This window comes from Companilactobacillus bobalius (assembly GCF_009764355.1).
This window is the reverse complement of record NZ_LNUA01000032.1, coordinates 236,968-262,765: the sequence shown is the minus strand read 5'-3', so window position 1 is coordinate 262,765 and position 25,798 is coordinate 236,968. Positions and strand designations below refer to the sequence as shown.

Genomic DNA, 25,798 nt, shown 5'->3' with positions numbered 1-25,798 from the left:
ACCACAATGAAGTAATTTTACCATAAACAAAAAAAGCTGCCCACTAGGCAACTTCTCCATTTTTAAGAATCAATTCTGGTTCTTTGATTTTTCTAACAGCTTCTTTAGTTACTTTGACACTTTCAACGTCATCACGTCCAGGAATATCGAACATGGTATCAAGCATTGTTTCTTCAACAATAGATCTCAAACCACGAGCACCGGTATTTCTTTCGATTGACATCTTAGCAATTTCCTTCAAAGCACCATCAGTAAAGATCAAGTTGACCCCATCCAAGCTTAATAGTTCCTTGTATTGCTTAATAAGAGCATTCTTTGGTTTTGTTAGGATATCGACCTTATTCCCTTTTCATATTAACAAAAATAATATCAATTGATGTTCATACTATAATTGTTAATACTATACTTGTCAATATGAAAAATTAACAGGGATGATCTGTTGCATTAAACTCTTCTCTTCGGCAATTGTTGCTTGTTGCTCAGCACCAAAACCAATCGTCTTATCGCCTAAACGATTCTTAACAATTTGTTCGATACCGTCAAAAGCACCACCAACGTTATAGAGAATATTAGTTGTATCGATTTGAATTAATTCTTGTTGAGGATGCTTTCTACCACCTTGTGGTGGCACACTAGCAATTGTTCCTTCAAGAATCTTTAGAAGTGCTTGTTGAACCCCTTCACCAGACACATCACGAGTGATGGAGACATTCTCGCTCTTCTTAGCAATCTTATCAATTTCATCAATATAAACAATACCATGTTCGGCCTTATCTACATCGAAGTCAGCATTTTGCAAAAGTTTCAAAAGAATGTTCTCAACATCTTCACCAACACAACCAGCTTCAGATATTCTTTTAAAACCTGCAATTGCAAATGGCACCTTCAATATACGAGCCAAAGTCTGAGCCAAGAAGGTCTTACCGGAACCGGTAGGTCCGATTAGAGCGATATTACTCTTTTGTAACTCTGTTTCACCATCTTTAAGGTGTTCCATTTTATTAATTCTCTTGTAATGATTATAAACGGCAACTGATAATGCCCTCTTCGCATCAGTTTGTCCAATTACATAGTCATCAAGAATTTTTTTGATTTCTACAGGTGTTGGAATATTTTCAAGATCCATTGGTGTTGAATCATTTAATTCTTCATCAATGATTTCTTTACATAAATCGATACATTCATTACAAATGTATACACCTGGTCCAGCAACAATTTTCTTAACTTGATCTTGCGTTTTACCACAGAATGAACAGCTAATTGTGCCAGTATTTTCTGTACTATCAAACATAGTTATTCTCCTTCAATAGTTCCAATTACTTTGAAAGTCTAGCATTGTAATAACTTTGAGTAAAGTAATTAGTTTGAAGCCATCGTTTTTACAAAAAAAGGAAGCCCAGTGGCTTCCTTTATTTTAGTTCAAAGAAACATTATTTTTCAACAGCTGAGTCAACGATTAATTCGATGGCTTTCTTAGCGCCGATATCATGGGCAAGCATTTCATCACTAAGTGCATTTCTTACAGCGGATTCTTCCATCTTGTATTCATCTGCTAGTGACTTAACTTCACTCTTAATTTCGTCTTCTGTTGGCTTGATGTTTTCTTTAGCAACGATTGCTTCGATAACTAAGTCAGTCTTTACACGTTCTTCAGCATCTTTAGCAAATTGTTTCTTCAAGCTTTCTTCGTTTGTACCTGTCATTTGATAGTACAACTTAGGATCGATACCTTGACGACGTAGGTTAGCCAAGTATTGGTTCAATTGGTTGTCAACTTCTGTATCAATCATAGCTTGTGGAATGTCATCAATCTTGGCATTCTTAACTGCTCCAGCAATTGCTTCTTCTTGAATGTTTTCTTCAGCAGTTTCTTTCTTTTGATCCTTGATTTCGTCATGAAGTTTTGTCTTCAATTCTTCAAGTGTATCAACGTCTTCGTCAACATCCTTAGCAAAGTCATCATCTAACTTAGGTAATTCTTTTGACTTAACTTCATGAATCTTTGTCTTGAAGATAGCTTTCTTACCAGCAAGTTCTTTAGCTTGGTAATCTTCTGGGAATGTAACATTTACGTCAACATCTTCATCAGCAGCATGACCAATCAATGCATCTTCAAATCCAGGAATGAATGAACCTGAACCTAATTCAAGTGAGTAGTTTTGTGCACTACCACCATCGAATTCTTTACCATCAACAGAACCAACATAGGCTACTTAGCATATGTTTCAGGATTATATTCCTTAACATTGAAAATCTAGTTCAGCTTGTTGTTTTTGAAGGTCTGTTAGACGATCTTCAACATCAGCCTTCATAACATTACGTTTTTGCTTCTTAACTTCGATGCCCTTGTATTCACCAAGTTCAACATCTGGTTTAACTGTAATAGTTGCAGTAATAGCCCATGGCTTGTCTTTTTCCATTGATTCAACACTGATTTGTGGTTGGTCAACAGGTTCTACTTTAGTTTCATCAACAGCACTTTGGTATGCATCTGGTAGAACAGCGTTCAATGCATCTTCGTACAATGCTTCTTCACCGTACATACGGTTAAAGATTTGGCGAGGAACTCTTCCTTTTCTGAATCCAGGAACATTTAAGCTCTTCTTAACACGATTAAAAGCAGTATCTAAACCTTTTTTAATTGTATCTTGGTCAATTTCAAATTTTAATTCACCAGTATTATTTTCTTTTTTTGTAAATTTAGCCTTAGCAGACATTTATATTATCCCTCCGGTATTTCAACGATCTCATACTTTGTAATATTACCCTAAAATGGTGATATTGTAAACATTTGACGTTATTTAATAGGTTTTTTAAGACATCATTCGTATATTATATGACACTTTTTACGATTTTTAAATAACTTAGCCGTAAAAAATAGCCATAAAAAAAAGAGCTGGATTAACCAACTCTTTTTTAATTATCATTACCACTTAGAAATTAGTCTAAGATTTCTGTAACAACTCCGGCACCAACAGTACGGCCACCTTCACGAACAGTAAATCTTGTACCATTTTCAATAGCAACTGGAGCAATCAAATCAACTTCGAAAGTAACTTGGTCACCAGGCATAACCATTTCTACACCATCTGGTAGTTCAATAACACCAGTAACATCAGTTGTATGGAAGTAGAATTGTGGACGGTAGTTTGAGAAGAATGGAGTATGACGTCCACCTTCTTCTTTACTCATGATATAAACTTCACCCTTGAACTTGTTGTGAGTTTGGATTGAACCTGGCTTAGCAAGAACTTGTCCACGTTCGATTTGATCACGGTTAACACCACGTAGTAAGATACCAACGTTATCTCCGGCTTCACCTAAATCAAGAGTCTTACGGAACATTTCTAGACCAGTAACAGTTGACTTCAATACTTCTGGCTTCAAACCAACGATTTCAACTTCGTCACCAATCTTAATTTCACCACGATCAATACGACCTGATGCAACAGTACCACGACCAGTGATAGTGAAGACATCTTCAACAGGCATCATGAATGGTTTTGTATTATCACGTTCTGGTGTTGGGATGTATTCATCAACAACATCAAGTAATTCTTCAACGTGTTTAATTTCCTCTGGGTTTCCTTCAAGAGCCTCCAAAGCTGAACCACGGATAACAGGAATGTCATCCCCTGGGAAATCGTATTTTGATAGAAGTTCACGAACTTCCATCTCAACAAGGTCTGTTAGTTCTGGATCGTCAACAAGATCAGTCTTGTTCAAGAATACAACGATGTATTCAACACCAACTTGGCGAGCAAGCAAGATATGTTCACGAGTTTGTGGCATAGGACCATCAGTAGCAGCAACAACAAGGATAGCACCATCCATTTGTGCAGCACCAGTGATCATATTCTTAACGTAATCAGCGTGTCCTGGAGCATCGATATGTGCATAGTGACGCTTTTCAGTTTCGTATTCAACATGGGCTGTGTTGATAGTAATCCCACGTTCCTTTTCTTCTGGGGCCTTATCGATATCAGCATAATCTTCAGCCTTAGCTAAACCTTTGTCAGCCAATACTTTAGTGATTGCAGCTGTTAAAGTAGTCTTACCGTGGTCAACGTGACCAATTGTCCCAATATTTACATGGGGCTTTGTTCTCTCATAATGTTCTTTTTCTGCCATTACAAAGAATCCTCCTAAAATTTCATTTCATAAGATTGATCCAAAGAAAATGTTCTTTAGACGACTCTTTACTGAAAAATTATACTACTTTCAGAGGTGAAAGCAAAGTAATTCAAAGCAAATCCCCCAAAAATAATATACTCTTTGGATTATACGGGGAGTAATCGGAATTGTAAATACTCAAAGCAAAAAAAGTTAATTTTTTTCACTCTTGAAAGGCATTTATTAGCTCATCGAACCTTTTTAGCCAATTATTTACTTCTTTTAACCCCTGATTATCACTTATTTGTGATTCATCAACTAAACGATACCTTAAATATCATACTTTTGTCCGGCTTGAGGGACTTTTTATTATGGCCTCAACAACACAATATCGACGTGCCGCGTACAGTGACAACTCACCTTTAAAGTTTTCTAATTGCGAATCATTTTCGTCAGTTAATAATTTTTCTAATTCGTCGCACATTTTCAAATAGACATCAGTTGACATAATAGGCATTAAGTCACTCGGATTGCAAGTTTTATTTTCACCATAGAACGAAATATCTATAGTTTCATCGATCCCTAGTTTCAATAAATTTTCCAGAGCTTCACTCTTTAAAAGCGGATGTAACAAGGGATTGACTAATAAAATCTTTGCATCCTTTACATAATCACTCTTGTTAAATTGTCGCAAACTTCTTAACAATTGAATTTGTTTTGGAGTTGATTCTGTAACGATAGAATAAAGTCGTTTAGATAATTGTTTCTTCTCTGGCTTGAAAGAACGTTCGTGACGATCTTCTGCTACTTGTATTCGTTTCGTTATATCTTCTACAAACTCTGGCTTAATATGTGGCAATGTCTCTATGTCATAAAAATTTAACATTTGATTAGCTAATAAGAAATCATCATTTTCTAAAATGATATCCAAAGCTAATTCAGCCGTTTCTGGTTCACTGAGGTAATAATTAAAATAATCTAAGATTACTGCTTCAAGGTCGCCAGGCACCTGACTCCCACTTCGAAATAGCTTGTCTAGTCACATACAATTTACCGGCTGATGCATTGCATACGCTTCCACGTATAAATCCACTGCTTCAGACCAAACGCCCTGTTCAAAGGCTTCTTCCGCCTGATCAATAATTTTTTTTAGATTATCTGAATCGTCCATACAATACCTCAACAATATCTAACTAATTAAATCAGTTTATTTTTTGGCTTTTCTATGTCTGTTCTGGTTTACTTCCATGATTACAGGAAGAATTACCGGGTGACGATTAGTTTGTTCATACAAGAAGTGATTTAACTTGTCACGGACATCTTGTTTCAAATATCATTTATCTAATTTAAAAATATCTTGCATATAATCTTCGTTTTAAATTGACCCTGTCATCATTCTTATAATAAAGCGATAATACTTGTAATAAATTATTAGGAGTCTCTATGCGTAAATCAAGTCTATTTATTTTAACCTCTTCTTTTTACGATCAATTGTAGCTACCGCAATGAAAACATAGTCTTCGGCCAATAATTATTGAACCCGTAGAACGATACTTCCAATGTCGCCAACACCTTTTCCGTCGATCATAGTATCTCCGGCATCGACAGCCTTAGCTTGATAGAATTGTCCATTTTCATAATTCAAAACATCACCCTTTTTAGTAAGGAAAATATTTTGATAAGGAATGCCTGTTTCGTGCGCAATTCTTGCATGTGCATCCAAAAGACGATATTCCCCTTGAACAGGAATAACATTCTCTGGATTCAAAAGATTGATCATCAATTGCAGATCAGTCTTATTAGCATGGCCTGAAGAGTGTTTGTCATCACTCAATGCTTTAACTTCAGCTCCTGTACGATAAATAGCATCTCTAGCTTTGGCAACAGTTGTATCCATGGCATGTGAAGGAGTTGTAGCAATAAATACTAGGTCTCCTTCTTCAATTTGGAACTTCGTCTTAGCTGCTGGATTAGCCATCTTTCGAAGAACCTTGACTGGTTCACCCATTTTACCGGTTTCAACAACAACTAATTTATTATTATCAAAACCTTTTAGTTCCTTAGGTTTTAAAATTAATTCTTTATTAGGAATCTTCAAATAGCCTAAGTTCATAGCCGTTTTAACAATCTTTTCGGCGTCCGTTCCTGATAGGAAGACTCTTCTACCTGTCTTATCAGCTGCATCCAAAACTTGTTGCATTCTTTGAATGTTTGAAGCCACTTGAGCCACAATAATACGGCCATTGTGATAACTAAACGTATCCAAAATATATTCATAGATATCACGTTCATTAGAATTTTCATAAGGTGATTCAGCATTAGCAGAGTCACTTAACAAGGCTAGAACACGTTCACTACCGATTTTAGCAATACGGCCATAATCAGTCTTATAAACTGGTACAGCAGCTTGATCAAATTTAAAGTCACCCGTATAAACAATTTGACCTTCTTCAGTCTTGATAACTGTTCCTAAAGAGCCTGGGATTGAATGGGTTGTTTTAAAGAATGAAACTGAAGCCTGTTCAAAATCAATAGCTGTGTTTTCATCGATAACGTGGAAATCTGAGAATTTCTTACTGCGACTGTCATTTGAACAAACAATCTTAGCTAGTTCGATCGTCATTTCTGAACCAAATACAGGAATGTCGTAATCACTGATTAGGTATGGCAAAGCACCGATTGCATCTGCATGACCGTGTGATAGGAAGATACCCACCACTTTATCAATATTTTCCTTGATGTAAGTCATATCTGGTACAACAACATCAATTCCGTAAAGATCATTATCAGGATATTGTAAACCAATATCCAAGATATAAATCTCGTCATTTACTTCTACTGCGTACATATTCTTTCCGTTTTCACGTACGCCACTTAACAAAATTATTTTAATTTTTTTGCTCATTTTCATCTCTCATTTCATTAAAATAGCATAGATCATAATATCCTATTGTGATTTTTAAGTCTTTTAAGACTATTTAAGCTATACCTGTTTGTTATTCTACCATACGAGAGACAATATATAAAAAAAAGCGAAAAAAAAGAAGCCTCCCAAACGGGAAACTTCCTAAATTGATATTAACGACGTAGACCTAATGATTTGATCAAATCATGGTAACGTTGAACATCCTTGTTACGTAGGTATGCCAATAGGTTACGACGGTGACCAATTTTCTTTAATAGACCAACATATGAGTGGTGGTCTTTCTTGTTAACTTTCAAGTGATCGTTTAGAGAATTAATATCATAAGTTAAAACAGCAATTTGTACTTCTGGAGAACCAGTGTCTCCATCTTTACGTGCATATTGTTTGATAACTTCATTTTTCTTTTGTTTTGAAATAGCCATTTCATTCACCTTTTCCTTATATATTTAGCCAAACTATGTCTGCGTTGGTGATTCGTCAAACAGAGCATGGTTAACACAACTAACTAATTTACTACATAATGTAGAATATTGCAATAGTGTAAAAAAAATCGACATTTCATTGCATTGCCAAAGCTAATTATGTATAATTCTATGTATTGAGTTTTAAGCTTACTAGGTAATCGGAGGTGAAATTGATGCCACAAATTAAATCAGCTATGAAACGTGTAAAGACTGCACAAAGTGCAACTCTTCGCAATGCTTCACAAAAGAGCGCTATGCGTTCAGCTATCAAAAACTTTGAAACTTCAGCTGCTAACAACACTGACAACAAAGAAGATATGTTTAGAACAGCAGTTCGTGCTATTGACATGGCTAAAGCTAAAGGCCTAATCAAGGCTAACAAAGCTGCTCGCGATAAGTCAAGACTTGCTAAATTGAATTAATCTTAAGCGACCTATATTGGTTGCTTTTTTATTTCTCAAAAAAGGAGTTCAGATATTATTCTGAACTCCTTTTTATTATGCAAATTTTGCTATAAAGAGATCAAATAGTAACTCTTTGTCCCCTTGTCCTGACTTAATCTGGTAATCTAAGTTCACTAAGTCCTGATACATAACTATTAATTGCTTCATATCCAATCGCTTAGACTGTCGATGCGACAATTTAACTCGATAAGGATGCAATTTGAGGTTCTTAGAAATCGTGGCTTCAGTTAAACCTCTTTCAGTTAGCACCTTAACTTGAATCAAGAGACGCAATTGAGACATTAAAATAGCAATCAAAAGTATTGGATCAATCTTTTGCAATAAGAATTGATGATATAGTTCCTCGGCCTGATAAATATTCTTATTAAGAATTTGATTCATTAAGTCAAAAACATTATCTTCTAATGATTGTGGTACTAGTTCCTCTACTGCCTGTTTATCAATTCTTTTCGATTGTAAAGCATACATCTTTAATTTAACCAATTGATTCGTTATCAAAGAGTAATTACTTTTGGTTTTATTTATTAATAAATCCAAGGCTTCCCCATCAATTTGATAACCATCAGTTTTTAAATCATTTTGAATCGTCCTAGTTAGAACTGGTCCCTCCATCTGACCAGCATCGACTACTGCCGCTATTTTCTTTAACTGCTTAACAATCTTCTTTCGAGCATCTAGTTTCTCATATGAGGCAAAAATCACCATGATTGTTGAAGGAGTTGGATTCTGAATATATCTCAATAATAAGTATGTATTTTGTTCAACAGCATTTTTAACACGTTCCGCCGTTAAAAAATAAGGGTTCTGGGCAAAAACTAATCTTTTTTCACCAAAGAAAGGTGCAGAGATAGCTTCATTAATCATGTCATCTAATGATGTTTCTTCTAAGTCAAAACTGGAGAAATTCATATCACGTTCTTCAGGAGACATAATATTTTTAAATGATTTCTGAATATCTTTAATGAAGACCTGTTCCGCACCGGTAATCAAATAGACATTACTCAAATTACCTTGTTTTAAATTATTTTTTAATTCTGTTATTTTCAAACGAGTCACCCTTTAAAAAAGTTGTTATCTTTTCTCTATTACTGAAAAAATCGTAATACCAAGATATCATACCATAATCAGCCGTGTTTAAATATTTTACCTGGTGATTTTCTAACCGTTTCAAGGTTTCTATATTAGGATGTCCATAGCGATTATTAATTCCGGCCGAGATTAAGCCCAACTTTGGTTGTGTTTTTTCCAGTAACTCATCCCCTGTTGCTGTTTTTGATCCGTGGTGACCTAACTTTAAATAGTCAACTTTGAATTGATAATTTTTCAATATCTTTTGTTCCGAGGGAATATCTAAATCTCCCGTAAAAAGCCAATTTTTATCTTTAATTCGTGCCAATAGCGTTAAGGAATCACTGTTCTCTCCTTTTCCCTTCACTTTTGGCCAAAGAACTTGCCAATTTATAAAACCAGTTTTTATAACATCTCCTTGTTGACGACTCTTGAATTCAATTTCTGGATGAGTTCGAATGACATTTTGAATTCGAAGATTTTGATTCAAACCAATACCGAAATTAACTTGCCTAACTGGAAATTTATTCAATAAGATATCTAAGTTACCGATATGGTCAACATCCTTGTGTGACAAAAAGAGTATGTCAATTTTAGAAATTCCTTGCGACTTTAGGAACGGAATTGTACTGTGTTCCAGAATAATGTACTCAAAATAAGTAGATTCTCAATATCGGGATAACTCTTGTTATTCTCCCAATTAGAAATAAAAAGTCTTTCTTATTAAAGGTGTTGTTACCAGAATACTATCTCCTTGACCTACATCAATTATATTTACTGATCCACTCAAGGGAAATTTATTGATCATTATGCAGGCGGCAAAGACAATTAGATACTGATACAAATACTTATTAAGAATACTTTTACTTTCAATGTAGAAAAGACTTATTATCACCAACAAAATAACTGATAAAATAGCCAATTTACCCGTCACCAATATAAATTGAGCACCATTGGAAAAATAATCTAAAAATCCATACATACCTTCAAATAAATCATTTACATTATTCCAAATTTTTAACTTAACCGACAGTGCCGAAATAAAGGTCAAAGGCAATATTACGTAAGTAAATAATGGAATAAAAATCAAATTGACCAATAAAGTTAACAAATTAAGCTGATACGTATAGAAACATATTATCGGTAAACTAACTAAATTCATCTTTAATGTCGCACAAATGAATTTAGTGTTCTTATACAGATACATGATGGCAAAAGCCAACAGAAAACTAAGCTGACCACCCATAGTCGTTATAGCCAATGGATCAACAAACAAGCATATCAATAGTGTCACGCTAAAAATATCAAGACTACTTAACGACCAACCCAATTTTTTAAATACAATTCCAACCATTGCCAAAACAACTGCACGCCAGATGCCACTCTTTGAACCTACCAAAATGCCATAGCTTGGCAGCAAAAATAACATTAACGTATCAATTAGTTCTAATGGAATCTTCAAAAAAGATGTCAATTTTCTAATTAACGTCAGAATAAGTAACACATGCAGACCCGATAAACTAAAAAGATGAATAATTCCCAAAACACTCAAGATTTTTAAAAAATCTTTATCTGCAGGATCAGTGTAACCAACTATCAGACTTTGGGCATGAATTCATAACCACTTCGGTAATTGTGCTAAATATTTAATAATATGTATTCGTAAAGCATTTATTTTACCTTTGAAATTTTGTGGTTGGTACTCTATAAGATTTTTGAATTCTGTGATTTCTGCTTGATAATGAATACTCTGCTTAGTTAAATACTTGGCGTAATTAAATTCACCAGGATTACGTGATTGGGCTATCGACTCTATTTTCTTAATTTGTGGCTTTGTTTGAACCATATGATCTAGCTTTTTCCAATACCGTTGTTCACGTTGTGTTTTTATTTGATAAATGAATTTCACTGTTTCATGACTAGTTTGTAATTCACCCGTTAGTAAATCTCCATTGATAGAAATTGAATCAGGCGTTACTACTCCACTCTGTATTTGCGGTACAGTGGTCGGTGGCTTTATCAACCGACAACGTACGGCAAAAATTACGGACAAACTTATAATCAATAGGTTAAGATTTTTATTTTTAAGCAAAACAATCCTTACTATTAATAATAGTAGAAAAATGATGAATAATTTATTCTCAAAATAAATAGTTATTAATAAAATTATTACCAATGCGGAAAAAATCAACTTACCTTTCATTATCTTAAACTGTTAATTGATCTTTTAATTTAGATAAGCTCTTCTCACCAATTCCTGAAACATTAGTTAAATCATGTAACGTTTTGAATTGGCCATGTTCTTCACGATAGGCAATAACTTTTTGTGCCTTTTTAGGGCCAATCCCAGTTACATTTTTAAAATCATCAACTGTTGCTGTATTAATATTTACTATCTTTTTACCTTGAGTATCACCTGATAAGTTTGTATTGGCAGGAGCGCGCGTTTTCTCACCTTTAACCGGGATATAAATTTGCATCTGATCGGCCACTCTCTTAGCCTGATTGATCTGTCTCAAATCAGCATTGGCCGCAAAGCCACCAGCTGTCTGTATCACTTCCTGTACAATCGCCTTATCTTTTACGTGATAAACACCTGATTTTTTAACAGCACCTTGTACATCGACAACTATTGTTTGTGGTTCTTTTATTTTTGAATCAATTTTACTCTTTTTGATCTCATCTTTTTGAGTTGCTAATTCCTGCTTAGGTTCTACTGTACTAGTCAGGGTTGTTTTGTGGAAAAGAAAAAAATATCCTCCTACAACTAAGGCTACGATACTCACTAATAAACCAATTTTTTTATTTCGAACGTATTGATAAACTTCTTCCATTTCAATCACCTCGAATTAAATTACGAAAAAAAACAGCCCTTATTTGGACTGTTTCGTTTTTTCGAGATAATTAATTGCATCATTTAAATTCTTTACAGGTACAATCTTCATCTTTGTATGAATTTTCTTAGCGGCACGTTTGGCTAAATTATAATTATTAACGTAACCTGGTTCATATTTCTTAATTTCTTTTGTTACAGGATCGTCAGGAGCAAAGAAAATTGTTGCACCCATTTCTGAAGCTGCATAGACCTTCTTCTCAATCCCACCGATAGGACCAACAGTTCCATCAGGGGAAATTGTTCCAGTTCCGGCGATAGTACGACCGGCCTTTAAATCCTTATTGCTGATCTGTGAGTAAACCTGCAAAGTAAACATCAATCCTGCTGAAGGACCACCGATACTACCAGCATCGATCTTTGTCGGAGGATTACCCTTGGCCTCTGTATTATCAGTCAAAGTGATTCCCAAACCATAACGTTTGGTATCTGCTAATTTAACCAGTTTACCTGAAGCTGATTTCTTTTTACCATCACGCACAAAATTAATTTTGACAATAGATTTTTTATCTTGCTTCTTAACATAATTGATAAATTGAGCTGAATTCTTAAAGTGATAGTTGTTAATAGAAGTTATCGTATCGCCAACTTGCAGTTTATTCTTAAAAGCAGAGTTATTCATGATGTCCATAATGTAAACGCCTAGATACTTTTTAGTAAATGGCTTTCCTGCTTTAGAGTATGCTGCCTGTATCGCATTATTGGTTGCTGATTTCATATAGTACTGTTGAACTTGAAAATATTGTTGACTATTTTCATTTCCCATCAATTCTTCTTGCGAATAGATGGTTTCGAAATCATTTCCCATTGATTTCAACAGCGTAAATGGAGTTCCACTGACAATTCCAACTGTCGTTAGTAGCAAGTTTCCTTTTTTCTTATCCTGCTTACCATTGACCTTTACAAATTGAGAAGTATCTTCGGCACTACCTGGAACTTCTAAATAATAACCTGTTGGTGTAAAGAAGAATGCCACGACAATAATAAAAATAAATATAGCACCAAAGATTTTATTTCTAGTTTTGTTAAATCTCAAAATAGTTTATTCCTTCCTCAATTTCTTTATCAATTCTAAAGCGACTGCTTGAGGTACAAATTCGGATATATCGCCACCAAACTTGGCCACTTCTTTCATCATTGATGATGATATCGTAGCATACTGATCATTTGCTAGCAGGAATATCGTTTCAATATTTTTGTCTAAAACTTTATTAATTGAAGCCACACCTGATTCATAACCAAAATCATCAGGATTACGCATTGAACGAACCATAAAACCAGCTCCTAGTTGACGGGCCAAATTGGTTGAAAGCTCTGATTTACCATCTACAACTGAAACATTACTTAAATCTTTAATTTCAGCCTCAATGAAGGACTTCTTTTCCTGATAGGAGAATAAATACTTTTTTGATGTATTAGTCATAGGTGCTACATATAATTTATCAAACAATTTTGAAGCACGACGAATTATATCCAAATGACCGTTGGTAATTGGATCAAAACTTCCTGCATAAAGGCCAATTCTTTGCGACATACTTACCCTCCAAACTGATACAGTGCAACCTTAGTATCTTTATAATTCTTTTCTTTAAGTAAATCTATTTTGTCAAAATTAGTGAGATCAATATCATAATCCGTCTCGTCAACAATGATAGCACCAGGATTTAATAACTCCTCTTCAACCATATCTTCGATGATCTGTTCTGTAATCTTCATACGATAAGGTGGGTCCAAAAACACTAAATCAAATTTCACTTGATCATCTTTAAATTTAGTTAAAGCCTCAGTTGCTGCAGTTTTCATAACCACAAAACTTTCATTTGCACGAGTCTTATCAACATTTTCTTTAATTGTACTAATAGCTTTATAGGCCTTATCAACTAAATAAGCCGTCTTATAGCCACGTGATACAGCTTCGATACCCAAACTGCCTGTTCCTGCAAACAAATCCAAAGCTACGCCATCCTCAACTAAATATGGTGTTAACATGCTAAAAACAGCTTCCTTAACCTTAGCTGATGTAGGACGAGTGTTATTGCTAGGAACTGCCTTTAAATTCAATCCACGAAACTTTCCTGATACAACTTTCATTAATTTTCCTCTTGCTTACTTTCAGAAGTTTTTAAAACATAATGTTCATCTAATTCTTTTCTATGAGCTAATGAAACTCTCTTTACATAATTTTTAGAATTCAATTCTTTTCTAACTTCCGCAACTCGATTGGAATTTACATACATCATCACATATTTCATTTTAGGGGAAGTGTAGTAAATTGTGCCATAGCGCTGCAACTTCTTCCGCCATTTAAGTGAATAAACCCAAACATACAAAGCCTGGCGTTCCACTTTTTTAAACATAAAATCACCTTGTTCTTTCAAATTTATTCGTGGCATCCAAGTTAAGGACGATTCCCAAAGCAATCGACAGTATTAACATACTAGATCCACCATAACTGATAAATGGCAAAGTAACACCAGTTAGGGGAATCATACCTAGTAATCCTCCTACGTTAAGTATTACTTGTGTCAACATCATTGTCGCCACTCCATAACAAACTAAAGCATTATAATTTTTCTTAGCACGAACACCGATAAGAATTATCCGTAAAATAATCAATGCCAAAAGCGATAATACAACGATATCACCTACTAGACCTAACTCTTCACTGATAACAGCCAAAATGAAATCGGTATGTGGTTCTGGCAAATAACCACGTTTCTGAATCCCATTACCCAAACCAACTCCAAAAACACCACCATTACTAATAGCATAAAAGGAATTAACTAACTGTGCCCCAGCATGCTGTTCCAATTTAAAGGGATGTTGCATCGCTAGAATACGTTGATATTGATAATGACTAGTAATAATTGAAGGAGCTAATTTAAAAATACCATAGATTGATAAGCCTAAGAAGGCCCCTAAGCCCACACTCAATCTAACGATATATTTACCAGGAATTGTTGAAGCACCCAAGAGAACCCATGTAATTAGTGAAATAACGATAGCTCCACCAAAGTCCGGTTGTATTAAAAGTAAAATAACAATAATTGCCACTACTAACACTGGAGGTAAAACTTCAAAACCTATTTCTTTCCAATTTTGATAGGACAGTAAACGTTCTTGTTTACTGGTTAATACAAAGGATAAATACAAAATCAAAACTAATTTGGCCAATTCCAATGGCTGATAATTAAAAGGACCAATTGGAATCCACGCTACCGCACCATTAACACGCAAGCTAGGAAATAGCTTACCCAAAATCGGTAAAGCTGCCAAGGACAGTACTGTGAAAAGCAACGCATATTTAATAAAATGTCGATTTTTAAAAATCTTAGCTTTGAGAATAAAATTGAAATAACATAAAAATAATCCCAACACTGCAAAGATAGCCTGTTTAATTAAGTATTGTGTGGTACTTCCACCAGAAACTAATGAATTGTAAAAACTGGCTGAATAAACCATAACGATTCCAATACCTAATAGGATGATATATGGAATGACAATCCATAAGTCAATTTTTTTTAATTTTTTCACATCTTAGCTCCTAAAATCTAATAATAAGATTATACCACCAAATAATACCAGAAAAAAACTGTCCTACTCTGTCTTTTTGGCATAAAAAAAGAAGCTAAGGAAATCTATCCTTAGCTTCTTTAATAATCTGATTATTTAGACATTTTTTTCGTTTTGTCAAACTTCTTACGTTCGTTTGTGTTCAAGATCTTCTTACGTAATCTAACACTCTTAGGTGTTACTTCACAAAGTTCGTCTTCGTTTAGGAATTCGATTGATTGTTCAAGTGACATTGCCTTTGGAGTCTTGATAGCAGCAGCATGATCTTTACCAGAAGCACGAGTATTTGTAAGGTTCTTACCCTTAGTAACAGTAACAGCGATATCTTGATCACGACTACTTTCACCAACGATCATACCTTCATATACATCAACACCGGCACCAATGAACAATGTACCACGACCTTCAACAGATTGTAGTGAGTAAGTAGTTGATGGACCTTGGTTGATTGAAACCAAAGCACCAGTTCTTCTACCTGGGTTCCAGTTTCTAACAACTGGTTTGTATTCTGAGAATGTATGGTTCAAAATACCATAACCACCAGTCATTGATAAGAACTCTGTTGAGTAACCGATCAAACCACGTGAAGGTGCTGAGAAGATAAGTCTTGTTTGGCCATTTCCAGTACTTTCCATGTTTTGCATGTCACCTTTACGTTGTGACATTGAGTCGATAACTGAACCAACATATTCATCAGGTGTATCAATAGTTACCTCTTCAAAAGGTTCGCACTTTTGATTATCAACTGTCTTGTAAATAACTTCTGGACGTGATAGTTGTAATTCGAAACCTTCACGACGCATTTCTTCAACAAGAATTGACAAGTGAAGTTCACCACGACCTGAAACTAGCCATGAACCAGCTTGGTCTGTATTTTCAACTTTAAGAGAAACATCAGTATGTAGTTGTCTTCTTAAACGATCTTCGATCTTTCTAGCAGTAACTTCTGTACCTTCACGACCAGCGAAAGGTGAGTTGTTTTGCAAGAATGTCATTTGTAGTGTTGGTTCATCAATACGTAGCAATGGAAGTGCTTCTTGATGATCAACTGGTGTAACAGTTTCACCAACATAAATATCTTCCATACCAGAAACAGCAATTAAATCTCCGGCTTTAGCTGATTGAATTTCAACACGGTTCAAACCAAGGAAACCAAATAGCTTTGTAACACGGAAGATCTTTGTTTATCAATTCATTCCAATCACCGTAACGAAAAATACTTCGTAAACATTGCCAAAATGATTGCGTCCAATACCGATACGACCAACATAGTCATTGTAATCTAGCAAGGCAACTTGGAATTGTAGAGGTTCATCTGAGTTGTCAACTGGAGCTGGAATTGTCTTCAAAATTGTATCAAAGATTGGGTTCATTGTGTGTTCTTGGTTAGCAGGATCATCTGAGTAACTTGATGTACCATTAATAGCAGAAGCATAAACAACTGGGAAATCAAGTTGTGAATCGTCAGCACCTAATTCGATGAACAATTCAAGAAGTTCTCACTGTCTTTCATATACTCACTAGCAATGTATTTACATATTAATGAAGAAATTTGATCAATATTCTGTTGATTTTTTAATTCGTTAATAAACAGACCAAGTTTGGGGTATTGTACCTTCATATGCATCGACAACTAGAAGTACACCGTCAACCATCTTCATGATACGTTCAACTTCACCACCGAAGTCAGCGTGTCCTGGGGTATCCAAGATGTTGATCTTCTTGCCGTCATAATCAACAGCAGTATTCTTAGAAAAAATTGAGATTCCACGTTCTCTTTCAATAGCATTTGAATCAAGGGCACGATTTTGAAAATTTAATTTTTAATCCAATGTAACTGATTGTTTTAACATTTCGTTAACTAATTGTTTTTCTTTGAGGTCAACGTGAGCGAAGATCCCACATATTCTAATATCTTCTCTTCTCTTAGTCAAATTAGTTCTTCCTTCCATAAATACGTGTTTAAATTACTAGCAATAAAAAAACTGTGAAACTTCTCACAGTTCACTAACGCGTTTTGACTGTCGTCAGTGCTTCAGAAACAACTTTCTGAGTACCAACTATTACGACTTGTGATTTTAGCATATTTATTGGTGCATCGTCAATACTTACTACACTCATACCTGCAGCTTCACATAAGACACGCCCGGCAGCCAAATCCCATGGTGCTAAGTATGACATATACATGACTTCTTTTCCAGTCAAGAGATGACCAAAAATAATTCCCGCACTTCCATAAACTCTGAATTCGCTACTTTTTTTAATGACTTCCTGAACATTAAATTTATTAGAACATTTTGTCTGTGCCGAAACATCGACTAAACCTATAATGAAAGAAAAATTTCTTGGACAATATATTCTCTCATCATTAATGAACAAGCCAATTTCTTTACCGCCATGGTAAATGTTATTACCCATAACATCTATAATAGCACCAATTAATGGTTTGCCATCAATGTAACAATGCCTAAGCCCAATAAAATATCAACTAAGCTTAGCAAATTATAACTACCCATCGATTGGATCGACAAAAAAAACTAGACCCGACATATCTGTTACTAAATCACCATATCCTTCTTCACTAACAATCGTAGCTTCTGGAAAAACTCTTTTAATCTCGGAATTAATATAGCGTTCAGTTTTTTTATCAAAATTTGTTACTAAATCATTTCGGTTCTTTTTTGTATCAACAGATTTCTTTTTTAAAGCATCATCCCTCAAACTCTTACCCACATTTTGTAAAAGTTCTACTAGAAATTTATCTATTTCCTTACTGTCTACTGTCATTGTGAATCCTTACTTTCTCGCCTTTTTTTGCTGTACGACACTTTTTAAACACTTGATAGATGGAATAGCCCGATTCAAACTCAAATTCTTTATCTAATTTTTTTTGCTCCATTTTCATTGGAACCACTTGTTGGAATGAGCGATATTTTTGCAAAAATTCATCACTTTTTATACTTGATTCATAGGCCTTTTCAACCGCATTATACAAAGCAATCACTTTAACAATCTCATCTTGTGACCATGTCTCATCAAGAGGATAACTGTAATTATGCATTGATAGCTCCCTTCATTTTTACTCTACTATACAAAAAAAGCGATACAATTGCATCGCTTTTTTATGGAAATAATTAATTTAGTATACGAAAAATCCTCTTTTCGGTTTCTAAACGTTCTTCCCTTTTTTCTATTAAATGTGTGTTGGATAACCGATTAAAATATCGGCAGCTTCTTGAATAGGTTCACCCAAAGTTGGATGTGGATGAATTGTGAGAGCAATATCCTCAGCATTAAGTTGACAATTAACAGCTACACTTAATTCAGAAATCAAGTCACTAGCTCCTGGTCCAACGATTTGACCACCTAGTAAAGTACCTGTATCTTTTTGAGCAATTAACTTAACAAATCCTTCAGCGGCATCAAGTGAAACAGCACGTGCATTTCCGGCAAATGGGAATTTAGCTACTTTGACATCAATTCCCTTATCCTTAGCATCTTTTTCTGTTAGACCGACACTAGCTAACTCAGGATCAGTGAAACAAACAGCTGGAACGCCAATATAGTCGTTAGCTGTATGTTTACCTGAAATTGCTCCAGCTGTTGTCTTAGCCTCAAAGACAGCTTTATGATTAAACACTGGACCTGGTGTAATATCTCCAATTGCATAAATATTATGGATTGGAAGTTAATGTTATGCGTCTACTTCAACTAAACCTTTTTCAGTCAATTTGACATTGGTCATTTCAAGTCCAAAATTATCAGTATTTGGACGACGACCAACGGTTACCATACAATAATCAGCACTGATTGTTGTTGGCTTGCCATCAACTTCATAAGTTACTTCAACCCTTTCGCCCTTGTTTTCACTCTTTTTGGCCATAGCATTTGGAATAAATTACCGACCCTTCTTTTCAAGGTTCTTCTTAACGATTGAAACCATATCTTTTTCAAAGTTAGGAATAATATTAGTATTGCCTTCAAGAATAGTTACGTGTGAACCCAAGTCAGCATAAGCTCCAGCCAACTCTGTTCCGACATAACCACCACCAATGATGACGAATTCCTTTGGAACTTCTTTCAAATTCAATCCACCAGTTGAATCGATAACACGATCATCAAACTTGAATCCTCTAATTTCAATGGGGCGACTACCATTTGCTAAAATCAAGCATTATTTATTGGTTTTTTACTGGCCGCCATTATCCATAAATTGTCTAGGACCACTTGGCATAACTCTTAGTTGTGTATCGCTATCTAAATAAGCTTCGCCGTTGATCAATTCAACATGATGCTTCTTCAAAAGCATTTGTACACCGCCAGTCATTCTGGCAACAACTTTTTCATCTTTCCAAGCTTGAGTCTTAGTGAAGTCAATTGTGGCATCACTAGTTGTAATTCCATAAGTTGATGAATCTTTAGCTTGTTGGAGTCTATGTCCGGCTGTGATTAAAGCCTTTGATGGAACACAACCAACGTTTAGACAAACACCACCAACGGTATCTGACTTTTCAATAATAGTAACATCTTGTCCTAATTCTGAAGCTCTGATTGCTGCAACGTAACCACCAGGGCCGGAACCAATAATAACGGTATCTTTTTCTATTACGTTTTCTGCCATGTTAACTAGCCCTCCATTAATAACATATCTGGATCATGCAACAATTTCTTCAAGAGATTCAAAGCATTTTGTGCTAAAGCACCATCGATCAATCTGTGATCATAGCTCAATGATAACTTCAACATGTTACCTACTTGAATGTTGCCATCTTCATCAACATAAGGTTCTTTAGCAATCTTACCAACACCAAGAATTGCTACTTCTGGATAATTGATAACTGGTGTAAACCAGCCGCCACCAATAGAACCGACGTTACTGATTGTAATTGAACCGCCTGACATCTTATCCATACTCAACTTGTTGTCATAAGCAGCTTGTGAATTTTCAGTAATTTCTTTAGCAATTTCAAACATACCTTTAGAATCAACGTTCTTAACATTTGGAACATAAAGTCCATGTTCTGTGTTAGTTGCAATACCAACATTGTAATAATGTTTGTAGACAATTTCTTCAGTAGAATCGTCAATTGAAGCATTCAATTCTGGGTATTCTTTCATTACAGCAACTAAAGCTTTTACGATATAAGGTAAGAATGTTAAATGGATACCTTTATCAGCAGCAATTGCCTTATATTTCTTACGGTTAGCCATTAAAGCACTTACTTCGACGTCATCAAAACTAGTTACATGTGGAGCTGTGTGTTTGCTATTAAGCATTGCCTTAGCAATAGCTTTTCTATGTAATTCGTGCAAACCGGCCGCTTTATTAACTGTACTCTCACTAATTAGTTCAGTATTATAACCAGACGTTTGACTCGATAATTCTGCTGGTAATGATTGTGCTGCTTGAGGTGCGGCACTACCGTCGAATGAATCTACATCAGCTTTAGTAATTTGTCCGTGCTTGCCACTAGGTGTGACCTTTGCCAAATCAACACCTTTGTCACGAGCATATTGACGTACTGAAGGCATTGCTAAATAGTGAGCATCAACTGATCCAGTAGCTGGACCGGAAGCAGCTTCTTCTTTAGGTGCACTTTCAGTTTCTTTATCGGGCTTTTCAGTTTCCTTGTCATCTTTAGCTGGTTGATCATCGTCAGCTGTATCGGGAGAACCATCATCGATTACAATCAAAGTGTCACCGATTTCAACAGTATCTCCCTCTTGAGCAACAATTTGTTTAACAGTACCAGCAACTGGTGAAGGCAATTCTTCAACTGATTTGTCATTTTGAATTTCTACTAAGGAGTCATCTTCTTTAACTGTGTCTCCTTCTTTTACTAGCCAGCTGGCGATCTCACCTTCGGCCATCCCTTCACCTAGCTCAGGTAATTTAAATTTGTAAGCCATAGTTGGATTCCCTTCCTTCGATTAATTAGTAGTTGAGAATTTCATTTACTTTTTCTTCAATTTCTTTTGCACGTGGAATCCAAGTGTCTTCACCTAAGGCAAATGGATATACACTATTTGGAGCCGCAACTCTACCAATTGGTGCATCAAGAGAAAGAACCGCATCTTCGGCAATAGCTGAGGCAACTTGTGCACCCACACCAGCTATTTTTTGTGCTTCTTGAACAATAACTACTTTATGAGTCTTTTCGATTGATTTGAAAATTGTATCGGTATCAATTGGTGAAACTGTTCTAAGATCAATAACTTCAACAGAAATATTCTTCTTTGCCAAATCATCAGCAACCTTCAAGGCCTCATTTACTTCAGCACCGTAAGCTACGATGGTGATGTCATTACCCTCACGGGCAACATTAGCCTTGTCCAATGGAACTGTATACTTGCCATCAGGAATATCATCTTTCATTGAACGATATAACTTCAAGTTTTCCATGAATAGCACAGGATCGTTATTTTCAACTGAGGAAATCAATAATCCTTTAGCATCATATGGATTACTTGGCATAACAACGCGCATACCTGGAGTACTTGCAAAAATATTTTCCAAATTATCAGCGTGCATTTCAGCAGTATGAGTACCACCACCATAAGGTGTACGAATCGTTACAGGAGCTGTCTTTAATCCATCAAAACGGAAACGCATTCTAGCTTCTTGACCAATAATTTGATCAACAGCTTCAAGATAGGAGCCCATAAATTGAATTCTTAACGCCAGCATCCTTAAAGTTATACCTAATAGGAGCTTCATTGCCGTAAATCCTGATTCAGCTAAAATGACGTCGAAGACACGATCTTCACCATACTTTTCCTGAAGTCCTTGAGTCGTTCTGAAAACACCACCGTTTTTACCGACATCTTCACCAAAGATCAAAGTTTTTGGATCATCTTCAAGAACAATGTCTAAGGCGTCTGTAATTGCTTGAATGTAAGTTTTCTTAGCCATTTTTACTTCGACTCCTTTGCTTCAAATTTAGCGATTTCTTTCTTCATTTCTGGAGTTGGAATTTCAAAAGTACGTTTTAACATATCTGAAACTTTATCTTCAGGAACTGCATCAGCTTCCTTGATTGCCTCTTTAAACGAAGCCTTATATTCATCAACTAATTTATCTTCTTGTTCTTCAGACCATAAACCTTTGTCTTCAAGAACTTTTCTTAATCTAATTAATGGATCCTTATCGAACCATGGTTGTTCTTCAGCCTTAGTTCTGTAACGTTTAGGATCATCACCAGCACTTGAGTGAGCACCGAAACGATATGTCAAGGTTTCAATCATTACAGGACCATTGCCAGCTGTAATGTACTCACGAGCTGCTTTAGCCACAGCATAACAAGCTAGGATATCCATTCCATCAACTTGAACGCTTGGAATACCAGCGGCAACAGCCTTTTGGGCTAATGTTGGAGCAGCCGTCTGTTTTGCACGTGGTGTTGAAATGGCAAAACCATTATTTTGAACAATGAATAGTGCAGGAACCTTAAAGGCACCAGCAAAGTTCATTCCTTCGTAACTATCACCTTGAGAAGTACCACCATCACCAGTATAAGTAAATGCAATGTCTCCTGAACTAAATTACTTTATTCCCATAGTGTATTTAAAGATAGAAATAATTTAAATCTTTTCATCATAATTGACCTCTAATATCCAAATTTATTTGCTACTTTAACCAGTTGTTGCATTCTTTGTGTTTCCAGCTTGGGTTACTGTAGCGCCATGTTGAATCAATTGTGGTACATCACGATAAGCTGGAAGAAGATAATCATTCTTCTTCATTGCTAAAACAGTTCCCATCTCAGAAGCTTCCTCACCTTCAGTCGGTGCATAGAAACCCATCCGACCTTGACGAGAGAAGTTCATTGTCTGTTCATGCAATGCACGCTCCCATACCATCTTTTTCATAAACTCAACTAAATCATCATCTGAAAATGAATCAAAGACTTCTTGATCTGTTATCTCAGCTTTTTCATTCAATACTTGAATGGGTTTTGAAACATTCGATAAGTTATTTTTAAGTGCTTCAAAATCAACAATTGGTTTATTTGCCATTCTCCACAGTCCTTTCATAAAAACTTGCCCTTGTGAAACCTGTAAGGGCTTTCATATATTTTTAGTCTAACATTGATCACTCAAAAAACAAGTAATTTAGGCATTCTTTGAACATAAATAAATTTATAATAGTTTGTGAAAATGGTCACTATTTTTCCAAATCTATCTCATTTTCTGAAGTTCCGGTATTTAATTCTGAAACCATGGCATTTAGTGAAACAGTCGCCATGTTTTTAACAGCCTTAGTTGTATAGAAAGCAATATGTGGTGTCAAAATAAATCTTGGACTTTTAATTACTTTATCTAATACATCATCAGAAAATTCCTGATCACTCAAATCGGAATTAAAGACACCAACTTCTTTTTCATAAACATCCAAAACAGCTCCATAAAGCTTACCTGAAGCTACAGCATCATATAGATCCTTCGTATTAATCAAATCGCCACGTGCTGTATTAATGACGATAGCATTATCTTTCATCTCGGCAATCGACTTACTATTGATCAAAGTATGGCCTTTACCAAGGCTTGGAATATGCAACGTTACGACATCTGATTCTTTCAATAAAGTATCAAGATCATCGACGTACATTCCTTCTTTTTCTAATTCTGGATTGTGAAATTTATCATATGCAATAACTTTTGCTCCAAATCCTTGATAAATTTTTATTGCAGCACGACCAATTCTTCCGGTTCCAGCGACACCCACTGTAAGCTGATTGAGCTCACGTCCGATATCAGGAGCCCATTGAAAATCATGTTAAACCGCTTTTCTGATCATATGTTTTAGATTTCTTAGTAATGCCATCAAACCTGTAACTGAATATTCCGCAATAGCTTCTGGTGAATAACTAGGTACATTAGTCAAACGAATTTGATTTTTCTTGAGAGCTGCAAATGGGACATTATCGACGCCGACATTTCTAAGCGAAAGGACATGGCAATGAACTTACTTCATTGCAGCGACCTCGATCTAAACGTATGGCAATTGCTGATAAGCAACAATCCCGTCATAACCCTTTGCTAGCTGAACGGTCTCAGGCGTTAGTAAATCGGAAACGATTTTTACTTCTATATTGTTCTCTTTAGACCATTCCTCAATATATTTTTTTTCATCTTCTCTGACACCAAAGTCAATTAATCTCATATAAAACCTCCAGTAGCAATATTTTATGTATCTTCGTGTAACCGATAACATATAAGAGTATTTTATCATGCTCCCCCTTAACAAATTAAACAGAAGCAGACAGAAATCGTTTTCTAAAAATTCTCAAGCAGGTTTTTTCTCAAATCCTTCTATTTTTATCGAAAAATAATCTATAATGGATATACTGAAGTATTTTTATACAATTAAACATTCGGAGGAAACTATGTATTTTATGAAAGATATCGTCCGTGATGGCGATCCCGTTTTAAGAAAAGTTGCAGCAGATGTTAAATTCCCATTAAGCGATGAAGACAAAGCTTTAGCCGCTAATATGATGGAATATCTCGTTAAGAGTCAAGATGAAGAATATGCTGAAAAGCACCAATTACGAGATGGTAGCGGTTTGGCTGCTCCTCAAGTTGGTGTTTCAGAAATGATGGCTGCTGTTTTAGTACCAAATGAAGAAGATCCTGACAAACCTCTTCTTAAAATCACTCTGATCAATCCTGTTATTGTCAGAAACTCAGTTCAAAAGGCTGCCTTGTCTGAAGGTGAAGGTTGCCTTTCAGTTGATAAAGACGTTCCAGGATTCGTACCACGTGCTGATCGTATTACTATTAAATATGATGATTTTGAAGGTAATTCTCAAACACTACGTGTTAAAGGTTACCCTGCTATCGTTTGTCAACATGAAATCGATCATTTAAATGGTCACCTATATTACGACAAGATCGACAAAAAAGAACCATTTACACTTGATCCAAGTACTGTTGTAATTTCTTAATACAGCCTTCAAGTATACTTACTATTTTATATATGGTAGAATTGTGCTATCTATTGATTAACGCACAAATGGACTAGAAAAAACGTCAAATGAAACTGACCTGTTTCATTTAATTCGATTTAAAGGAGAAATTTATATTGATTTATAAAGTTTTATATCAAACAAGCGAACTAGATAACCCCCGTCGTGAATTTACACATTCACTATACATGGATGCTGAATCAAGCATTGCTGTACGTGAAGCAGTTGAAAAGAATACCGACTATAACATTGAATTTATTCAGGAACTCGACGAAAAGCATTTGGAGTACGAGAAAAAGAGTCCTGAGTTTAAATTAACGGAGTTTTAG

21 protein-coding genes and 8 pseudogenes are annotated in these 25,798 nt (G+C 35.4%); 3 read left to right on the top strand and 26 right to left on the bottom strand.

Going from position 1 to position 25,798, the window contains the following annotated elements:
* Positions 1-43: 43 nt before the first annotated feature.
* From clpX to rpsO, 7 genes and pseudogenes are all read right to left on the bottom strand, one after another.
* Positions 44-1,291, bottom strand: a pseudogene (clpX, locus tag ATN92_RS08375) (ATP-dependent Clp protease ATP-binding subunit ClpX).
* A 139-nt stretch (positions 1,292-1,430) separates the two neighbouring features.
* Positions 1,431-2,717: pseudogene (gene tig / locus ATN92_RS08370) on the bottom strand (trigger factor).
* Between the two features lie 223 nt (positions 2,718-2,940).
* The gene (tuf, locus tag ATN92_RS08365) at positions 2,941-4,131 is read right to left on the bottom strand and encodes an elongation factor Tu (protein WP_158106667.1); all 1,191 of its coding nucleotides are present in this window, start codon (positions 4,129-4,131) and stop codon (positions 2,941-2,943) included.
* Between the two features lie 319 nt (positions 4,132-4,450).
* Positions 4,451-5,122, bottom strand: a complete 672-nt coding sequence (locus tag ATN92_RS08360) for a tetratricopeptide repeat protein (protein ID WP_234032552.1) — start codon at positions 5,120-5,122, stop codon at positions 4,451-4,453.
* A gap of 30 nt (positions 5,123-5,152) precedes the next feature.
* Positions 5,153-5,284, bottom strand: a complete 132-nt coding sequence (locus ATN92_RS19060) for a hypothetical protein (protein ID WP_267901943.1) — start codon at positions 5,282-5,284, stop codon at positions 5,153-5,155.
* A gap of 36 nt (positions 5,285-5,320) precedes the next feature.
* Positions 5,321-7,018, bottom strand: a pseudogene (locus ATN92_RS08355) (ribonuclease J).
* Between the two features lie 173 nt (positions 7,019-7,191).
* Positions 7,192-7,461, bottom strand: coding sequence for a 30S ribosomal protein S15 (gene rpsO, locus ATN92_RS08350; protein ID WP_054643613.1), 270 nt, complete (start codon positions 7,459-7,461; stop codon positions 7,192-7,194).
* A 215-nt stretch (positions 7,462-7,676) separates the two neighbouring features.
* On the opposite strand from rpsO, the gene rpsT reads away from it, so the two are divergent.
* Positions 7,677-7,925 (top strand): 30S ribosomal protein S20, encoded by a 249-nt coding sequence (gene rpsT / locus ATN92_RS08345; RefSeq protein WP_025085884.1) that lies wholly within the window; start codon positions 7,677-7,679, stop codon positions 7,923-7,925.
* Positions 7,926-8,000: 75 nt separating this feature from the next.
* On the opposite strand, the gene holA is transcribed toward rpsT, so the two are convergent.
* The 19 genes and pseudogenes from holA to ATN92_RS08255 all read right to left on the bottom strand — a co-directional run bounded on the left by holA (position 8,001) and on the right by ATN92_RS08255 (position 24,664).
* On the bottom strand, positions 8,001-9,023 hold the full coding sequence (gene holA / locus ATN92_RS08340) for a DNA polymerase III subunit delta (RefSeq protein WP_234032551.1): 1,023 nt from the start codon (positions 9,021-9,023) through the stop codon (positions 8,001-8,003).
* Positions 8,989-9,660 carry a ComEC/Rec2 family competence protein gene (locus ATN92_RS08335; protein WP_267901958.1) on the bottom strand — a complete coding sequence of 224 codons (672 nt, stop codon included), beginning with the start codon at positions 9,658-9,660 and terminating at the stop codon, positions 8,989-8,991. The genes holA and ATN92_RS08335 overlap by 35 nt, the downstream gene beginning before the upstream one ends.
* Positions 9,661-9,735: 75 nt before the next feature.
* Entirely contained in the window at positions 9,736-10,632 is an 897-nt protein-coding gene (locus ATN92_RS08330) for a ComEC/Rec2 family competence protein (RefSeq protein WP_267901957.1), read from the bottom strand.
* An 18-nt stretch (positions 10,633-10,650) separates the two neighbouring features.
* Entirely contained in the window at positions 10,651-11,127 is a 477-nt protein-coding gene (locus ATN92_RS08325; RefSeq protein ID WP_143444160.1) for a DUF4131 domain-containing protein, read from the bottom strand.
* Positions 11,128-11,242: 115 nt separating this feature from the next.
* Complete coding sequence (locus tag ATN92_RS08320; RefSeq protein WP_056952093.1) at positions 11,243-11,869, bottom strand: helix-hairpin-helix domain-containing protein; 627 nt, start codon at positions 11,867-11,869, stop codon at positions 11,243-11,245.
* A gap of 39 nt (positions 11,870-11,908) precedes the next feature.
* Entirely contained in the window at positions 11,909-12,964 is a 1,056-nt protein-coding gene (locus ATN92_RS08315; protein ID WP_056952091.1) for a SepM family pheromone-processing serine protease, read from the bottom strand.
* A 6-nt stretch (positions 12,965-12,970) separates the two neighbouring features.
* Entirely contained in the window at positions 12,971-13,462 is a 492-nt protein-coding gene (gene coaD, locus ATN92_RS08310) for a pantetheine-phosphate adenylyltransferase (protein ID WP_056952089.1), read from the bottom strand.
* Positions 13,463-13,464: 2 nt separating this feature from the next.
* Positions 13,465-14,019 (bottom strand): 16S rRNA (guanine(966)-N(2))-methyltransferase RsmD, encoded by a 555-nt coding sequence (rsmD, locus tag ATN92_RS08305; protein WP_056952088.1) that lies wholly within the window; start codon positions 14,017-14,019, stop codon positions 13,465-13,467.
* A complete protein-coding gene (locus ATN92_RS08300) occupies positions 14,019-14,285 on the bottom strand; it encodes a DUF2129 domain-containing protein (RefSeq protein ID WP_025084713.1) in 267 nt (88 codons plus the stop codon). Before ATN92_RS08300 ends, rsmD begins: the two co-directional genes overlap by 1 nt.
* A 4-nt stretch (positions 14,286-14,289) precedes the next feature.
* Positions 14,290-15,462: an FtsW/RodA/SpoVE family cell cycle protein gene (locus ATN92_RS08295; protein WP_056952085.1), complete on the bottom strand. Its 1,173-nt coding sequence runs from the start codon at positions 15,460-15,462 to the stop codon at positions 14,290-14,292.
* 131 nt (positions 15,463-15,593) lie between these two features.
* A pseudogene (gene typA / locus ATN92_RS08290) lies at positions 15,594-17,435 on the bottom strand (translational GTPase TypA).
* Positions 17,436-17,508: 73 nt separating this feature from the next.
* A pseudogene (locus tag ATN92_RS08285) lies at positions 17,509-18,288 on the bottom strand (inositol monophosphatase family protein).
* Entirely contained in the window at positions 18,272-18,562 is a 291-nt protein-coding gene (locus ATN92_RS08280) for a UPF0223 family protein (RefSeq protein ID WP_054643624.1), read from the bottom strand. The pseudogene ATN92_RS08285 and the gene ATN92_RS08280 overlap by 17 nt, the downstream one beginning before the upstream one ends.
* Before the next feature lie 132 nt (positions 18,563-18,694).
* Positions 18,695-19,141 carry an oxidoreductase dimerization domain-containing protein gene (locus tag ATN92_RS19520; protein WP_411762960.1) on the bottom strand — a complete coding sequence of 149 codons (447 nt, stop codon included), beginning with the start codon at positions 19,139-19,141 and terminating at the stop codon, positions 18,695-18,697.
* Positions 19,142-19,195: 54 nt separating this feature from the next.
* Positions 19,196-20,122, bottom strand: a pseudogene (locus ATN92_RS19515) (FAD-dependent oxidoreductase).
* A gap of 5 nt (positions 20,123-20,127) precedes the next feature.
* On the bottom strand, positions 20,128-21,411 hold the full coding sequence (locus ATN92_RS08270) for a 2-oxo acid dehydrogenase subunit E2 (protein ID WP_158106664.1): 1,284 nt from the start codon (positions 21,409-21,411) through the stop codon (positions 20,128-20,130).
* Positions 21,412-21,436: 25 nt separating this feature from the next.
* Entirely contained in the window at positions 21,437-22,414 is a 978-nt protein-coding gene (locus ATN92_RS08265) for an alpha-ketoacid dehydrogenase subunit beta (protein WP_158106663.1), read from the bottom strand.
* 2 nt (positions 22,415-22,416) lie between these two features.
* Positions 22,417-23,517, bottom strand: a pseudogene (locus ATN92_RS08260) (thiamine pyrophosphate-dependent enzyme).
* A 148-nt stretch (positions 23,518-23,665) separates the two neighbouring features.
* Positions 23,666-24,664, bottom strand: a pseudogene (locus ATN92_RS08255) (D-2-hydroxyacid dehydrogenase).
* Between the two features lie 223 nt (positions 24,665-24,887).
* Here ATN92_RS08255 and def point away from each other — a divergent pair.
* Together def and ATN92_RS08245 are read left to right on the top strand one after the other, a co-directional pair.
* Positions 24,888-25,448, top strand: coding sequence for a peptide deformylase (def, locus tag ATN92_RS08250; RefSeq protein ID WP_158106662.1), 561 nt, complete (start codon positions 24,888-24,890; stop codon positions 25,446-25,448).
* A 137-nt stretch (positions 25,449-25,585) separates the two neighbouring features.
* Positions 25,586-25,798, top strand: a complete 213-nt coding sequence (locus ATN92_RS08245; RefSeq protein WP_025084721.1) for a DNA-directed RNA polymerase subunit epsilon — start codon at positions 25,586-25,588, stop codon at positions 25,796-25,798.

What these genes read in the sequence shown, in the direction of transcription:
- ATN92_RS19060 (WP_267901943.1), bottom strand. Translation starts at nt 5,284, where the DNA reads ATGGACGATTCAGATAATCTAAAAAAAATTATTGATCAGGCGGAAGAA.
- ATN92_RS08270 (WP_158106664.1), bottom strand. Translation starts at nt 21,411, where the DNA reads ATGGCTTACAAATTTAAATTACCTGAGCTAGGTGAAGGGATGGCCGAA.
- coaD (WP_056952089.1), bottom strand. Translation starts at nt 13,462, where the DNA reads ATGTCGCAAAGAATTGGCCTTTATGCAGGAAGTTTTGATCCAATTACC.
- rpsT (WP_025085884.1), top strand. Translation starts at nt 7,677, where the DNA reads ATGCCACAAATTAAATCAGCTATGAAACGTGTAAAGACTGCACAAAGT.
- rsmD (WP_056952088.1), bottom strand. Translation starts at nt 14,019, where the DNA reads ATGAAAGTTGTATCAGGAAAGTTTCGTGGATTGAATTTAAAGGCAGTT.
- tuf (WP_158106667.1), bottom strand. Translation starts at nt 4,131, where the DNA reads ATGGCAGAAAAAGAACATTATGAGAGAACAAAGCCCCATGTAAATATT.
- ATN92_RS08265 (WP_158106663.1), bottom strand. Translation starts at nt 22,414, where the DNA reads ATGGCTAAGAAAACTTACATTCAAGCAATTACAGACGCCTTAGACATT.
- rpsO (WP_054643613.1), bottom strand. Translation starts at nt 7,461, where the DNA reads ATGGCTATTTCAAAACAAAAGAAAAATGAAGTTATCAAACAATATGCA.
- ATN92_RS08320 (WP_056952093.1), bottom strand. Translation starts at nt 11,869, where the DNA reads ATGGAAGAAGTTTATCAATACGTTCGAAATAAAAAAATTGGTTTATTA.
- ATN92_RS08300 (WP_025084713.1), bottom strand. Translation starts at nt 14,285, where the DNA reads ATGTTTAAAAAAGTGGAACGCCAGGCTTTGTATGTTTGGGTTTATTCA.
- ATN92_RS08280 (WP_054643624.1), bottom strand. Translation starts at nt 18,562, where the DNA reads ATGCATAATTACAGTTATCCTCTTGATGAGACATGGTCACAAGATGAG.
- def (WP_158106662.1), top strand. Translation starts at nt 24,888, where the DNA reads ATGTATTTTATGAAAGATATCGTCCGTGATGGCGATCCCGTTTTAAGA.